The 14,230-nt window shown below is 68.9% G+C and carries 9 protein-coding genes; 3 read left to right on the top strand and 6 right to left on the bottom strand.

Features of this window, described 5'->3' with window-relative positions:
- Position 1: 1 nt before the first annotated feature.
- On the bottom strand, positions 2-676 hold the full coding sequence (locus GXN78_RS25915) for a protein-L-isoaspartate(D-aspartate) O-methyltransferase (protein WP_181360543.1): 675 nt from the start codon (positions 674-676) through the stop codon (positions 2-4).
- 259 nt (positions 677-935) lie between these two features.
- Here GXN78_RS25915 and GXN78_RS25910 point away from each other — a divergent pair, with 259 nt between their 5' ends.
- Positions 936-4,730, top strand: coding sequence for a Dyp-type peroxidase (locus GXN78_RS25910; protein ID WP_106556693.1), 3,795 nt, complete (start codon positions 936-938; stop codon positions 4,728-4,730).
- Positions 4,731-4,765: 35 nt separating this feature from the next.
- Positions 4,766-5,686 (top strand): hypothetical protein, encoded by a 921-nt coding sequence (locus GXN78_RS25905; RefSeq protein ID WP_106556692.1) that lies wholly within the window; start codon positions 4,766-4,768, stop codon positions 5,684-5,686.
- Positions 5,687-5,699: 13 nt separating this feature from the next.
- On the opposite strand, the gene GXN78_RS25900 is transcribed toward GXN78_RS25905, so the two are convergent.
- From GXN78_RS25900 to guaB, 3 genes are all read right to left on the bottom strand, one after another.
- Positions 5,700-8,786, bottom strand: a complete 3,087-nt coding sequence (locus tag GXN78_RS25900) for an adenylate/guanylate cyclase domain-containing protein (protein WP_106556691.1) — start codon at positions 8,784-8,786, stop codon at positions 5,700-5,702.
- An 804-nt stretch (positions 8,787-9,590) separates the two neighbouring features.
- Positions 9,591-11,204, bottom strand: a complete 1,614-nt coding sequence (gene guaA / locus GXN78_RS25895) for a glutamine-hydrolyzing GMP synthase (protein ID WP_106556690.1) — start codon at positions 11,202-11,204, stop codon at positions 9,591-9,593.
- An 11-nt stretch (positions 11,205-11,215) separates the two neighbouring features.
- Entirely contained in the window at positions 11,216-12,685 is a 1,470-nt protein-coding gene (guaB, locus tag GXN78_RS25890; RefSeq protein ID WP_106556689.1) for an IMP dehydrogenase, read from the bottom strand.
- 149 nt (positions 12,686-12,834) lie between these two features.
- On the opposite strand from guaB, the gene GXN78_RS25885 reads away from it, so the two are divergent.
- Positions 12,835-13,371: a DUF4124 domain-containing protein gene (locus tag GXN78_RS25885; protein ID WP_106556688.1), complete on the top strand. Its 537-nt coding sequence runs from the start codon at positions 12,835-12,837 to the stop codon at positions 13,369-13,371.
- Positions 13,372-13,402: 31 nt separating this feature from the next.
- Here GXN78_RS25885 and GXN78_RS25880 read toward each other — a convergent pair whose 3' ends face one another.
- A complete protein-coding gene (locus GXN78_RS25880) occupies positions 13,403-13,735 on the bottom strand; it encodes an RnfH family protein (RefSeq protein WP_106556687.1) in 333 nt (110 codons plus the stop codon).
- Positions 13,735-14,175 carry a type II toxin-antitoxin system RatA family toxin gene (locus GXN78_RS25875; RefSeq protein WP_106556686.1) on the bottom strand — a complete coding sequence of 147 codons (441 nt, stop codon included), beginning with the start codon at positions 14,173-14,175 and terminating at the stop codon, positions 13,735-13,737. Before GXN78_RS25875 ends, GXN78_RS25880 begins: the two co-directional genes overlap by 1 nt.
- Positions 14,176-14,230 lie beyond the last annotated feature (55 nt).

Raw genomic sequence — 14,230 nt, 5'->3', positions numbered from 1 at the left:
CTCAGTCGGCCTCGCTGTCCTCCAGCGTCGAAAACAGCACCTGGAAGATCTCCCGCGTCGAGAGCGAGCCATCAGCGTCCTTCTCGACCAGCAGCAGCTGCTGCGCCTCCTGCAGGCCGGCGGGGATCACCATCCGCCCGCCGGGCTTGAGCTGGTAGATGAGCGCCGGCGGGATCAGCTCCGGCGCCGCGGTGACGATCACCCGGTCGAAGGGCGCGTGCTCGGGCCAGCCGTGGCAGCCGTTGCCGATCTTGACCTCGACGTTGGCGTGCCCCTGGCGGGCCAGCCGCTGGCGCGCCTGCCGAGCCAGCTCCTCGATGAGCTCGACGCTGTAGACCTGTTGCGCGAGCGCCGACAGGATCGCCGACTGGTAGCCCAGCCCGGTGCCGATCTCCAGCACGGTGTCGGTCGGCCCCACGCGCAGCAGATCGGTCATCACGGCCACGATGAAGGGCTGCGAGATGGTCTTGCCGTAGCCGATCGGAAGCGGCGTATCGACATAGGCATAGGGCCGCAGCTCGATCGGCACGAAGACATGGCGCGGCACCTTGGCCAGGGCCTCCATGACCCGCGGGTCGAGCGCGGCCTTGCCCAGATGCGTGGTCGCAAAAATGGTCTTGGCGGCGATCTCGGCGAGCATGCGCTGGTGCAGGGTCGTGAAATCCGGTTCGCTCATGGTGCCTCCTCGAGGCGGCGGTGCCGACGTCCCGATCCTACGCTTGCGCGCGGGCGCAAGACACCGGGTGACACCTCTCCCCTTTCTGGAGGATGCAGGGTTTGCACCCCGACGATATCGTCCCGTCCGCTGTCACCGAAGGCCTGGGCGCGAGCCTTGCGCCACACGGCGGCCGCGCACGACAATCCGACCCACTTCATGGCCTCGCATGGCGTGCCGCGGCACGTCGCGCGGCCGCCCACCGGGAGGAGGAGGCAACATGCGAGCAGAACTGGTGATCAAGGGCAAGAGCCTGACCGGCTCGAGCGACCTGACGCTACTGGCGCCGATCAAGCCGGGGCTGGTGTCCTCGCTGGAGGCCATCACGTACAAGACACGCGCCAAGCGCCTGCTCAAGACGCTGCAAGGCGGCCGCGCCTCGTTGCACGAGTACGCGCTGCTGCGCCCGATCTCCGATGCGGTGGAGCGCGTGGCCAAGATCCATTCCTTCCGCGTCGCGGTGCTCGAGCCGGAGGACAAGATCCTGCTGGCCGTCACCTTCGACGGCACCTGGGAGGCCTACATCCGCGTGCTGTGGCAGAAGGTGGGCACCCTGCTGGACGTGATCTTCTGCAACACCGAGGGCTACGTGGTGTCGCACGACGCGGGCTTCGACGCCTGGGCCGGCTGGGTGCGCAAGGTGCAGATCGAAACCGCTTTCTACTACAACACGCACGGGCTGACCGTCGAAGACGCGCGCTACCTGCGGGACGAAGAACGGCTGCATCGGCAACCGCCCGCGCCCGCTTCGCCGGACGCACAGGCCGAAGCGCTCGCGGCAACCCGCCTGCGCGTGCGAACCCCCGAAGAGATCGCCTGGAAGGCCGCTACCGGAAACACGGGACTGGCGCTCGACGCCAGCCGCCAGGCCCTGCAGTCGCTGGCCGTGCTGTTCCGGCTCACCGACATGTACCTGCCGGACACGTCCGACGGCCGGGTCCTGCAACGGGCCGCGCGCGACATCCTGCGCGAGTTCGTGTCGCTCATGGAAGACGAGGATCTGCCCAAGGAGCTGAAGGAAGCCATGAAGGTGCGCTTCGATCGCCACCTTCGCTGGCTGATGCCGGCGGACGACCCCGAGGTCACCCGGCCGCGCGAGGTGCCCGCGCTGCCGCCCCGGGCGCAGGTGGACGATCCCGCCGACGTGCAGGGCGGCATCCTGCGGCCCTACGAGAGCATCACGCACGGCTGCCTGCTGCTGGTCGCCTTCGACGTGCGCGGCGCCGGCGCGGGCCTGCTCGACGAACTGCTCAAGTCGCTGACGACCGCCACCGGCCAGCCTCCCGCGGGCCAGCCGATCGTCAATGTCGCGCTCACCTACGAAGGCCTGCGCTTTCTCGGCATGCCGGAGGAGCAGCTGGCCTGGTTCCCGCAGGAATTCCGCGAGGGCATGGAGGCGCGCGCCAGCATGCTCGGGGACTTCCGCGCCAACCATCCGCGCCGCTGGCGGCTGCCGCAGCGCGTCGCGCAGGCCGGTGCACCCGCGCACGACACCGCTGTCGAGATGGCGGCCGTCCACCTCGTGATCCAGCTGCGCATCGGGGCGCCGGGCAACGACGCGATGGATCCCGAGGACAAGGGCCATCCCCTGCACGGGGCGATCGGAAAGATCTTCGGCGATGTCGGCCAGGGCGGCACGCGCCAGGGCGTGCGGCTGCTCGCCATCGAGCCGCTGCGCCGCTACCTCAACGACAAGGAGCGGATCCAGGAGCACTTCGGCTTTGCCGACGGCGACGGCCAGCCGGTGCTCGATGCCGTGCCCGAGGGCGCCGTCTACCGCAACCAGGTGCACCTGGGCGAGCTGCTGCTCGGATACCCGAACGAAGCGGATGCCAAACCGCAGGGCGACAGCGAGGCGGAGCGCGAGCGCCTCCAGTTCTTCCACAACGGCAGCTTCCTGGTCGTGCGCAAGCTGCGGCAGGACGTGGCCGCGCTTTACGAGACCGTGCGCCGCGCCGGCCGCGAGACCGGGCTCGACGAGGACCTGATCTTCGCGAAGCTGATGGGGCGGCACCGGGACGGCCGGCCGCTGGTCGACGCCGAGGCGATCAACGACTTCGACTATCGCGCCGATGCGGAGGGCAGGGTCTGTCCCTTCCACGCACACATCCGCCGCGCCAACCCGCGGCAGGACGACGTGGCCAATGCGCCGCAAGACCCGCCGGGGCGCCGCCGCCCGCGGCTGATGCGCCGCAGCATGTCCTTCGGGCCGCGCTATGCATTCCCGGACGTGGTTCCCGAAGGCGGCTACGCGGACGACGGCCAGGAGCGCGGCCTGATGTTCATGGCCTACAACGCCAGCATCAGTGAGCAGTTCGAGGTGATTCAGCGCTGGCTGGTGGGCGGCAACAGCGCCGGAAACTTCTCGGGCCAGAGCGACGTGCTGCTCGGCGTGCCGGAGGCGGGCGAGGACCGCAGCTTCCGCTTCGAGCATCCGGTGAACGACGTGCCGCGAAGCCATCGCATCGCACTGGACCAGGCGCCCGGGCTCAGCGAGGAGTCGCGGCCCTTCGTGCGCGTGGATTGGGGCGCCTACCTGTTCACGCCCTCGGTGCATGCGCTGCAGGAGCTCATTCGCCTCGCCGCGCTCGGCCCGCGCCCCCTGCCCGTCTGGTCGGCCGACGAGGGCGAGCAACGCATCCAGGCGCTGCTGCAGCTCGAAGGGGCGGCCTGCCCCGCGGCGGCCATCCGGGCCTGGAAGAGCGTGCTCGAAGACCCGGAGGCGCAGGAGAAGTTCATCAGCGCCGGAGTCTGGGCCGCCATCCGCGAACGCCACGGCGGCGTCCTGCGCACGCCCTACGGCGTGCTGGTGGCCGATCGCGAGCGCGTGCTGCAAGTGCTGGGCGACGACGCGCACTACACGGTGGCCGGCTACCGGGAACGGATGGATGATTCGATCCGGCAGATCTACCTGGGCCTCGACCGCGGCGACGGCAGCGGCGAGTACGAGCGGCAATCGACCCAGGTCAACGAAGCCATCGGTGCCATCGACGAGAAGAGCGCCTTCCGGCTGGCCTTCGATTTCACGGGGCAGGTGCTGCAGGAATTCATGGAGGCCGAGAAGAAGATCGCCCCAATGCTGGGCCGCGGGCGCTGGGAACTCAACCTCGACGTCAAGGAGGTCGCGGACAAGGTGCTGGCGCTGCTGTGCCAGGAATGGTTCGGCCTGCCCGCGCTTCGGCCCAACGAGCCGACACCGCCCCTGGTGCCCGGCAGCTGGCGCTGGGACTGGAAGGAAGGCGATCCCGCCATCTACCCGAGCCAGTTCACCGCGCCCTCGCGCTACATCTTCCAGCCCCGTCCCAACGACGACGTGAAGCGCTACGGCGAAAGCTACGGCAATGCGCTGACCCAATCGCTGCATGCCTTCATCCGACCGTTCCAGGAAAGCAAGTCCGCGCCGAAGACGCCGCAGGGCAAGGACGCGGTGCTCGCGTCAGCCATCCTCGGCGCCTTCCCCGACGCCAAGCCGGACGACGATTTCGTGGCCCGCACCTTTGCCGGGGCGCTGATGGGCTTTCTGCCGACCGTGGACGGCAACCTGCGCCTCTCGCTCAACGAGTGGCTGCGCGACGGCACCTTCTGGGCCCTGCGCACGGCCTGGGCGCAGCGCGGCGAGGCTGACGCCTACGACAGGGCGAAGGCGCTGCTCGAGGAGCCGCTGAAGGAAGTCATGCAGCTGCGGCCCTCGCCGGAACTCGTGTGGCGCCGGGTCAAGGGCGGTGGTGTGCGGATCGGCAACGAAAAGCTCGCCGACGGCGAGGCCGTGGTCCTATCGCTGGTCTCGGCGACGCAGCAGAGCCTGCGCGAAGACAAGCCCGGAGCCAAGCGTGACGTGACGCCGATCTTCGGCGGCCGGCGCACCCAGGACGGCGCGCACCCCGCGCATGCCTGCCCGGGCTACAAGGCGGGCATGGGCGTGCTGCTGGGCATGCTGGCCGGCCTGGCGGACGTGAAGGAGCGCATGCGGCCCAGCCCGGCGCCGCTGGCCTTCACCTTCGAGGGCCGCCTCTGAACCACGGCGCGGCAAAGGCTGCGAAGGAGCGAGACATGAGCACCTACGACAAGGACCAGCCGGCCATCGAACGCGGACGCCGGCTCGGCGATTTCCTGGTGGAGGGGCAGCGCCGGAGGCTGGCGCGCGGCGTGGGGGTCGCGCCCCTGGCCGCGGCGCAGAAGATGCTGATCGCGCTCGGCGACTCCTGGTTCGCCTACTGGCCGCGGGGGGACGTGCTCGACGTGCTGGAGCGCAAGCACCACTACAACGTGGATTCGCGCGCCCGCGCCGGCTGCACGCTCGCGGAGATGATCTTCGAGGTGCCGCCGGGCGACCAGATTCCCGACCCCGACGAGACAGCCCAGGGCGAGCAGCTCAAATGGCTGACCGCCCGCATCCAGGGCCTGACTCCAGAGGAGAAGAGCAGCCTGAAGGCCATCCTGCTCTCGGGCGGAGGCAACGACGTGGTGGGCGACAAGCAGACGCTCAAGTCGCTGGTGCATCCGGCGGCCGAGGGCCATGCGCAGCCGGTCAAGGAAGAGATGCTCGTGAAGCTCGTCGACGGACGCCTGCGCGAGCTGCTGACGGTCATGCTCTCGGCCATCACCACCGTGAGCGTCGCCTCGGTCGGGCGCAAGGTGCCGATCCTGCTCCACGGCTACGACTACCCCGTGCCCGATGGCCGCGGCGTCTTCCTGAACGTGTGGCTGAAGCCGGGCCTGGTCGAGCTGGGCTACAACGTGCTGGATGACCGCAAGAAGATCCTGAAGACGCTGATCGACCGGCTCAACATGATGCAGATCGCGCTGCTGCAGAACCCGGAGTTCCAGCACGTGCTGCACGCGAACCTGCGCGGCACCCTCTCCACCCTGGATGCGGACTACCAGGAGTTCTGGCAGAACGAGCTGCATCCCACGATCCCGACCGGCTTCGAGCTGGTGGCGGACAAGGTGGCTGCGAAGATCCCCGCCTGAGCCGACCCTGCAGCTACAGCATGTCGCGCGTGCGCTCAGCACGCTCCAGATGCCAGCGCATGCCCATGATCTCGAAGGCGGTGCAGGCCGAATCGAGCAGCCGCTGCGCCTCCGCGACGCGACCGCGGCCCACTTCGATCTGCGCGCGGCACAGCTGGGTCGCCGCCAACTCGTGCGCCGAGCCGCGCACCTGCGCCGAGCGCTCGGCACCGGCGAGGTAGTGCTCGGCGCGCGCAAAGTCGTTGAGCTTGGCGGCGGCGCGGGCCAGGGCGCGGCAGCCCAGGGCCTCGCCGATGCGGTCGTGCTGGCGCACCCGCATGAACAGCCGCGCCGCGTGGCGCCGCGCCTCCTCGTTGCGGCCGAGGGCGACCGCGCCGTCGACCAGCCAGCTGTGGTTCAGCGAGGTGGCGAGCGCGCCCTTGCGCGCGTCGATCCAGGCGGTCGCGTCGCGCACCGCTTGCAGGGCGTCCGGGTCGCGCGTCAGGTTCCACTGCGCGTAACCGGCCAGCGCACGGCCCATGGCGAGCTGCTGGCGGCTCCTCACGAGCTCGGCGATTTCAGACGCACGCTCTGCCACTCGCAGTGCCTCCTCCCAGCGCCCCTGCCACTGGTAGACCACGCTGATCCAGTGGCGCACCGAGGCCGAGACCTGGTGCAGAGAATCGCCGACCAGGTGCAGGGCTTCGGCGAAGCAGTCATCGGCCTGCGCGAAGTGCCCCTGGTCGCCGAGCAGGTAGGCCTTGCAGGCCAGCGCATAGGCCGAGCCGACGGCCAGGCTGCTGCCCGGGCGGCTCTGGCGCCGCTTGCTGTCCACCGCCGCATCCAACAGCACCAGCGCCCGACCGTATTCGCAGCCGGCCAGCAGCGCTTGGCCCAGCGTGGCGCGCACTTGCGTCGCGAGCCGTGCATCGCCGATCTGCGTGGCGAGATCCAGCGCGGCTTCGCCATGCGCGATCCCCGCCTTCGACATGCCCTTGGCATAGCAGATGTAGCCGAGCCAGTAGGAGGCGCGCGCGATCGCGTCCATGCTGCCGCTCTGGCGCGCCAGCGTCAGGCCGCGCTCGAAGATGGCCACGCCGTCCGCCAGGCCCAGCGGATCGAAGACGCAGGCCATGCCCAGCTTCTGCGCGATCGCGCACCAGCGCAGCGCCAGCTCGCGCGAGGGCGGGCCCAGCTCGTCCAGCGCCTTCAGCGCGGCCGAGTATTGGGCGCGCGCGCGGTCCAGCGCCGAGGCAGCCATGGCCTTGTCGCCGGCCAGCTCGGCATAGCGCGCCGCCGGCTCGGCCAGCGCGGCGGCGGCGCAGTGGTAGGCCAGGGCCTCGTAGAGCTCCCCTTGTGCCGCGCCTTCGCCGCGGCCCTCGAGCACCTGCGCGATGCGGCGATGCATCTCGCGGCGCCGGTGCAGGCCGACCGCCTCGTAGATCACGTCGCGGGTGATGCCGTGCTTGAAGCGCAGCGTTCCGGGCTGCTCGCCCGCGAAGAGGAAGTCCTGCTCGGCCAGCGCCGCGACCAGCGGATCGTCGGCGCCGTGCCCGGTGAGCTGTTCCAGCAGCCAGGCCGGGAAGACGCCGCCGATGACGGCCGCCGCCCGCAGCAGTTCGGCTTGCGCCGGCGGCAGCCGGTCGACCCGCGATTCGATCAGGGCCGTGAGCCAGGCCGCGCTGCCCAGGCGGAGCTCGCGCAGCCACTGCGCGCCCTGCGCCGAAGCCGAGTGGCAGAGCTCCTCGATGAAGAGCGGGATGCCGCCGGCGTAGCGCTGGATCTCGGCGACCACGAAGGGATCGGCACCGGGCAGCAGGTGGCGGGTGGCGCGGGCGGCCTCGCCGTCGTCCAGCGGCTGCAGCTCGAGGGTGGTGACGGGCGTGAGGAACAGGCTCTCGCTGATTGCTGCTCGCGTGGCGGCGACGACGAAGATCGGCCCCCGCAGCGACAGCACCGCATCGAGAGCCTGCTGGCTGACCTCGTCCGCCCACTGCCAGTCGTCCACCACCAGCAGCAGCGGCTGGCGGGCCGCGAGCCGCTCGAACAGGCTCCGCAGCGCCGGCACCGTGGCGCCGGGGCTCAGCGGGCCCGCCTCTTCGCGCGGCGTCACCAGTTGCCGGGCCTGGGCCAGCACGGCAGCGCCGCCCTCCTCCTGATCCAGCGCCGCCAGCAGCGGATGCGCCTGCGCCGGCTCGGCCGGCAGGCCCGGCGAGAGCCCGAACAGCGCGCGCAGCATGTGCAGAAAGGGCTGCAGGGGCTCCGCCAGGTAGGTGCCGCAGTAGCCCTGGAGCGCGAGGCATTCGCCGGCGGCGGCATGGCGGCGCAGTTCGTCGACCAGGCGCGTCTTGCCGACGCCGGGCCCGCCCGACAGGGCGACGCACTGCGCATCGCCGGCGATCGCCATGCGCAGGCGATCGCGCAGCAGGCGCAGCGCCGGCTCGCGACCGACGAAGGGGCAGAGGCTGCGCCGCTCCATCGCCTCGAAGCGCTGCGGCGCGGGCGCGCGGCCCAGCACCCGGCGCACGGCCAGCGGCGGCGTGCTGCCCTTGAGCTGCACCAGGGCCGGCTCGCTGCAGGTGAAGAAGTGGGCGTGCGGCCCGAGCGTCTCCTCGCTCACGCAGATGTCGTCGCGCTCGGCGAGGTCCGACAGGCGCGCGGCGATGTTCGGCACGTTGCCCAGCAGCTCGAAGCGGCCGCGCTCGACGTCGCCGTCCGAAAGAAGGACCAGCCCGGCGTGGATGCCGGAATGCAGGGTCAGCGCGCCGGCCGGGAAGCGGGCGCCGGCGATGGCCATCCGGCTCACGGCCGCGTGCAGCTCGAGAGCGGCTTCGGTTGCGCGGCGCCCGTCGTCCTCGCGGGTCTCGGGATAGCCGAAGAAGGCCAGCACACCATCGCCCTGGATGCGGGCAATGTTGCCGCCGTGGCGCGGAATGATCTCGCGGCAGAGGCGGCGCAGCTGGGCGAGCATGCCGGCGTAGAGCTCGGACTCCATCAGCTCGCCGAGGCGGGTGGATTCGGAGAGGTCCGAGAAGAGGATGGTCAGATACCGGCGCCGCCCGGGGGCGTCGTCGGTCGGGTCTTCGTCCGCAGCGGGTTCTTCTTCGAATGGTCGGAGCATGTGTCAGGGGCCGAGGGGGAGCATGCGGTCGGCGCCCGCCTGCGCTGGGAACGCCAAGACCTAGTACCTTCGTAGTCTAGGCTGTGACTGGGGGATTGGAAGCGCGGGGTATCCCACAAAAGCGTTATGCCGTCCAGCACGCGGGCGACCCAGGGCCTGTCTGTTCCCCTCAGACACCCGACCCGGCCACCAGCACCCCTCACTCCCACTCCATCATCAACAGGCCGTCCAAACCCGCATGGTTGAAGGGCGGAGAAGAGCCCGGATGGCGAACCGATCGACTACCACGCCGCCGTCTCAGGCAGTCTTCGTCTCGTTCCCGACAACAGTGCCTTGGTCAGGTTGGCTGCCGACTACCAGCACATGGTCGACGATGGTCTGTTTCTCGATGAGGTCGAGCCTTTTGAAGCGTTGATGGATCAATGTCGCGCCATTCAGCGCAAAGCGAACACCACAACCCGGGCTTGACTACAACTCGCCGCCACGACAGTGGGTCACCAGTCGCCGAAACTCATCTGCCGGTTCCGCAACGGCCAGTTTCCCAAGTCGACATGTTTGCCGCAGCCAACGAGACTGTCTATCAATACCAGTTCAGCCACTCGCCAGCGAATCGGCGCGATAGCTTCGCGGGCCACATGTTGCTGACAATAGAGCAAGCTGACATGGGGGGTTGAATCGCTTGCGGATGTAATGGCCGATTTCCACAGCTTCCATCGTCGTCGCAAGGGCGCGCTGAAACTGGCGCAGCTTCTTGAGTTCTACGGCACCGGTCAGTGCTAAACCACCCATCAGTGCTTTTGCCGGTCACTCCCATTCGATCGTCGCCGGCGGCTTGCTGCTCACGTCGTAAGTCACCCGGTTGATCCCGCGCACCTCGTTGATGATCCGCCCCGACACCTTCTTGAGCAGCGCATAGGGCAGCTCGGCCCAGTCGGCGGTCATGAAGTCGCTGGTCTGCACGGCGCGCAGCGCGACCACGTAGTCGTAGGTGCGGCCGTCGCCCATCACGCCCACGCTCTTGACCGGCAGAAAGACGGTGAAGGCCTGGCTGGTGAGGTCGTACCAGCTCTTGCCGCTGGACGCGTCCTTGAAGTTGCGCAGCTCCTCGATGAAGATCGCGTCGGCGCGGCGCAGCAGCTCCGCGTATTCTTTCTTCACTTCGCCGAGGATGCGCACGCCCAGGCCGGGGCCCGGGAAAGGATGGCGGTAGACCATCTCGGGCGGCAGGCCCAGCGCCACGCCGAGCTCGCGCACTTCGTCCTTGAACAGGTCGCGCAATGGCTCCAGCAGCTTCAGGCCCAGCTGCTCGGGCAGGCCGCCCACGTTGTGGTGGCTCTTGATGGTGACGGCCTTCTTGCTCTTCGCGCCGCCGGACTCGATCACGTCGGGGTAGATGGTGCCCTGGGCCAGCCACTTGGCGCCCTTGGCACCCGCGCTGGTGAGCTTGGCGGCCTCCTGCTTGAAGACGGTGACGAACTCGCCGCCGATGATCTTGCGCTTGGCCTCGGGGTCGCTCACGCCGGCCAGCTTGCCGAGGAAGAGCTCGCTCGCGTCGACGCGGATCACCTTGGCGTGGAGCTGGCCGACGAACATGTCCATCACCATGTCGCCCTCGTTCAGGCGCAGCAGGCCGTGGTCGACGAAGACACAGGTCAGCTGATCGCCGATGGCACGGTGGATGAGCGCCGCGGCCACTGAGGAATCGACGCCGCCCGAGAGGCCGAGGATCACCTCCTCGTCGCCGACCTGCTGGCGGATCGCCTCCACCGCCTCGGCGATGTGGTCGCGCATCACCCAGTCTGGCTTCGCGCCGCAGATGCCGAGCACGAAGCGCTCGAGGAGCGCCTTGCCCTGCTGCGTGTGCGTGACCTCGGGATGGAACTGCACGGCATAGAAATGCCGCTCTTCGTCGGCCATGCCCGCGATCGGGCAGCTGTCGGTCGAGGCCATCAGCTTGAAGCCGGGCGGCAGCTCGGTGACCTTGTCGCCGTGGCTCATCCAGACGTTGAGCATGCCGTGGCCTTCATCGGTCGTGAAGTCGGCGATGTCGCGCAGGAGCTCGGTGTGGCCGCGCGCGCGCACGGCCGCGAAGCCGAACTCGCGCTTGTGGCCGCCCTCGACCTTGCCGCCCAGCTGGTGCGCCATGGTCTGCATGCCGTAGCAGATGCCGAGCACCGGCACGCCGAGCTCGAACACGGCTTGCGGTGCCTTGTCGGTGGTTTCTTCGTAGACGCTCGCGTGGCTGCCGGACAGGATCACGCCCTTGAGCGTGCCATCCTTCGCATACTCGCGCACCCACTCGTCGCTGACGTCGCAGGGGTGGACTTCGGAGAGCACATGGGCCTCGCGCACGCGCCGCGCGATCAACTGCGTAACCTGGGAGCCGAAGTCGAGGATGAGGATTTTCTGGTGTTGCATGGGCGGCTCAGTTACTCCGCCCTGTAGTTCGGCGCTTCCTTGGTGATCTGCACGTCGTGTACGTGGCTCTCACGAATGCCGGCGGTGGTGATCTCGACGAACTCGGCCTTGTTCTTCATGTCCTCGATCGTGGCGCAGCCGCAGTAGCCCATGCTGGCACGCAGGCCGCCGGACATCTGGTAGATGATCGAGACCATCGAGCCCTTATAGGGCACGCGGCCTTCGATGCCCTCGGGCACCAGCTTGTCGGCGTTCGGATTGCCGGTGGTCGATTCCTGGAAATAGCGGTCGGCGCTCCCCTGCTGCATGGCGCCGATGGAGCCCATGCCGCGATAGCTCTTGTAGCTGCGGCCCTGGAACAGCACGATCTCGCCCGGCGCCTCCTCGGTGCCGGCGAACATGCCGCCCATCATGACGGTGCTGGCACCGGCCGCGATGGCCTTGGCAATATCGCCCGAATAGCGGACGCCGCCGTCGGCGATCAGCGGGATACCGCTGCCCTGCAGCGCGGTGGCGACGCTGTCGACCGCCATGATCTGCGGAACGCCCACGCCGGCCACGATGCGCGTGGTGCAGATGGAGCCCGGGCCGATGCCGACCTTGACCGCATCGGCGCCTGCATCGGCGAGCGCACGGGCAGCGTCGCCGGTGGCGATGTTCCCGCCGATCACGTCGACCTGCGGATAGTTCTTCTTGACCCAGCGCACGCGCTCGATGACGCCGGCGCTGTGGCCGTGCGCGGTATCGACCACGATGGCATCGACGCCGGCCTTGACCAGCGCCTCGACGCGCTCCTCGGTGCCCTCGCCCACGCCGACCGCCGCGCCCACGCGCAGCCGCCCGCTGGCATCGCGCGCGGCGTTGGGGAAGCTGGTCTGCTTGGTGATGTCCTTGACGGTGATCAGGCCCTTGAGCTCCCAGGCGCTGTTGATCACCAGCAGGCGCTCGAGCTTGTGCTTGTTGAGCAGCGCCTTCGCCTCGCTCAGCGTGGTGCCGTCGGGCACGGTGATGAGCTTCTCGCGCGGCGTCATGATCTCGCTCACCGGCACGTCGTAGCGGTTCTCGAAGCGCAAGTCGCGGCCGGTCACGATGCCCACCACCTTGCCGCCGTCCAGCACCGGGAAGCCCGAGATGCCGAGCTCGTCGGACAGCTGCATGACCTGCAGCACGGTGTGGGTGGGGGTGATCACCACCGGGTCGCGCAGCACGCCCGATTCGTAGCGCTTGACCTTGGCCACGTGCGCGGCCTGCTCGGCGGGGGTGAGATTCTTGTGCACGATCCCGATGCCGCCTTCCTGCGCGATGGCGATCGCGAGGCGGGCTTCGGTCACGGTGTCCATGGCCGCGGAGACGAGCGGCAGGTTCAGCGTGATGTTGCGGGAGAGTTTGGTGGCGAGGGAGGTGTCCTTGGGGAGGACCTGGGAGAAGGCTGGCACCAGCAACACATCGTCGAAGGTGAGCGCTTTGCCGAGAAGGCGCATGGGTGAGGCTCCAAAAGACGGATTGTAACGATGGCGCCATGCCCGCCCGGCGCGCGGGTTCATCCGGATGTTGGCCAAATGCCTCGCAAACTCAGCAAATGCTCGGCCGGAAACGTTGCAAAACGTAAGTCGAAGCTAAACTGGCACCCATGAAGCTCGCGCACCTGCTCGTACTCGGATCGGCCTGCCTCCTCATGGCGACGGCCGCCCAGGCCCAATGGCAATGGATCGATCAGAACAACAAGAAGGTCTTCAGCGACACCGCGCCGCCGCCGGACATTCCGGAGAGGAACATTCTTCGCCGCCCGGGGCCCGCCTCTTCGGGGCGCGTCACCTTCAGTCCCGCGCCTGCTGCCGCACCGGATGCGGGCGCCCAGGCTGCGGCGCCGACCACGGCGCCCCGCCCCGCCGGCAGCCCCAAGCCCGCGGGCGTGGACAAGGAACTCGAGGAAAAGGCCCGCAAGGCCGAGGAAGCCGAGAAGGCCAAGCAGGCCGCCGAAGCGCAGAAGGTGGCCCAGGCCAAGACCGAGAACTGCCAGCGCGCGCGCCAGGGCAAGGCCACGATGGACAGCGGCATGCGCGTCGCCCGCCTCAACGCGCAGGGCGAGCGCGAGATCATGGACGACAAGATGCGCGCCGCGGAGAACCAGCGCCTGCAGTCGGTGATCGACAGCGACTGCAAATAAATAGCCCGGCAGATAGCCCGGGCCACCGGACTCAGTACCCCGCCTTGCCGCCCTTGCGCCGGCGCGCGAAGAGTCCCGTTCCCCTCGCCCCCTGCTGCTTGAAGCGCTCGCGCCGCGCGAGCTTGGGATCGACCGTGAGCGGGCGGCACAGCTCGATGCGGTCGAGCGACTGTACCGGCTGCTCCCATTCCACGGCCCGGCCCCAGATGCCGGGCGTGAGGGCCTGCCAATCGAGTTGCGGATAGCGCGCGGCCAGGCTGCTCGCCAGCACCGCATCGCGCACCGTGGTGCCTTCGATCACGCCGAGGTCCTCTTCGAACACCTCGCGCGGGGCCGGCGAATACGCGACCGTGACCTGGAGCATCAGCCGTAGACGTGCTCGGCGCGCTTGACGAAGGCTTCGACCAGGTTGGAGGCGATCTTGTCGAACACCGGCCCGACCAGGGCCTGCAGCGCGAAGTTGTTGAAGCCGTAGCTGAGGTTCAGCTCGACGCGGCAGGCCCGCTCGCCCTCTTCCCCCACGGGCGTGAATTTCCAGACGCCGTCGAGGTTGGAGAAGGGCCCGTCGACCAGCCGCAGATGCACCTCGCGTCCCGGCACATGGGTGTTGCGGGTGGTGAAGCTGTGGTGGAAGCCGCTGAAGGCCAGGCCGACCTCGGCTGTCATGCCCCCTGCGTCCTGCTCGATCACGCGGGCCTTGTCGCACCAGGGGAGGAACTCGGGATACTTCGTCACGTCGGTGACCAGCTTGTACATCTCCTCGGCGCTGTACCAGATCAGGATGGACTTGTGGACTGCTTTCATGAAAAACGAATCAGGGGGCTGCGTTCCATTGTATGAAGGCCGCCGCTCAGCCCGC

The sequence above is a fragment of the Variovorax sp. WS11 genome (assembly GCF_010499245.1).
In the GTDB taxonomy this organism is placed as follows: Bacteria; Pseudomonadota; Gammaproteobacteria; order Burkholderiales; family Burkholderiaceae_C; genus Variovorax.
This window is presented reverse-complemented; position numbering and strand designations above follow the sequence as displayed.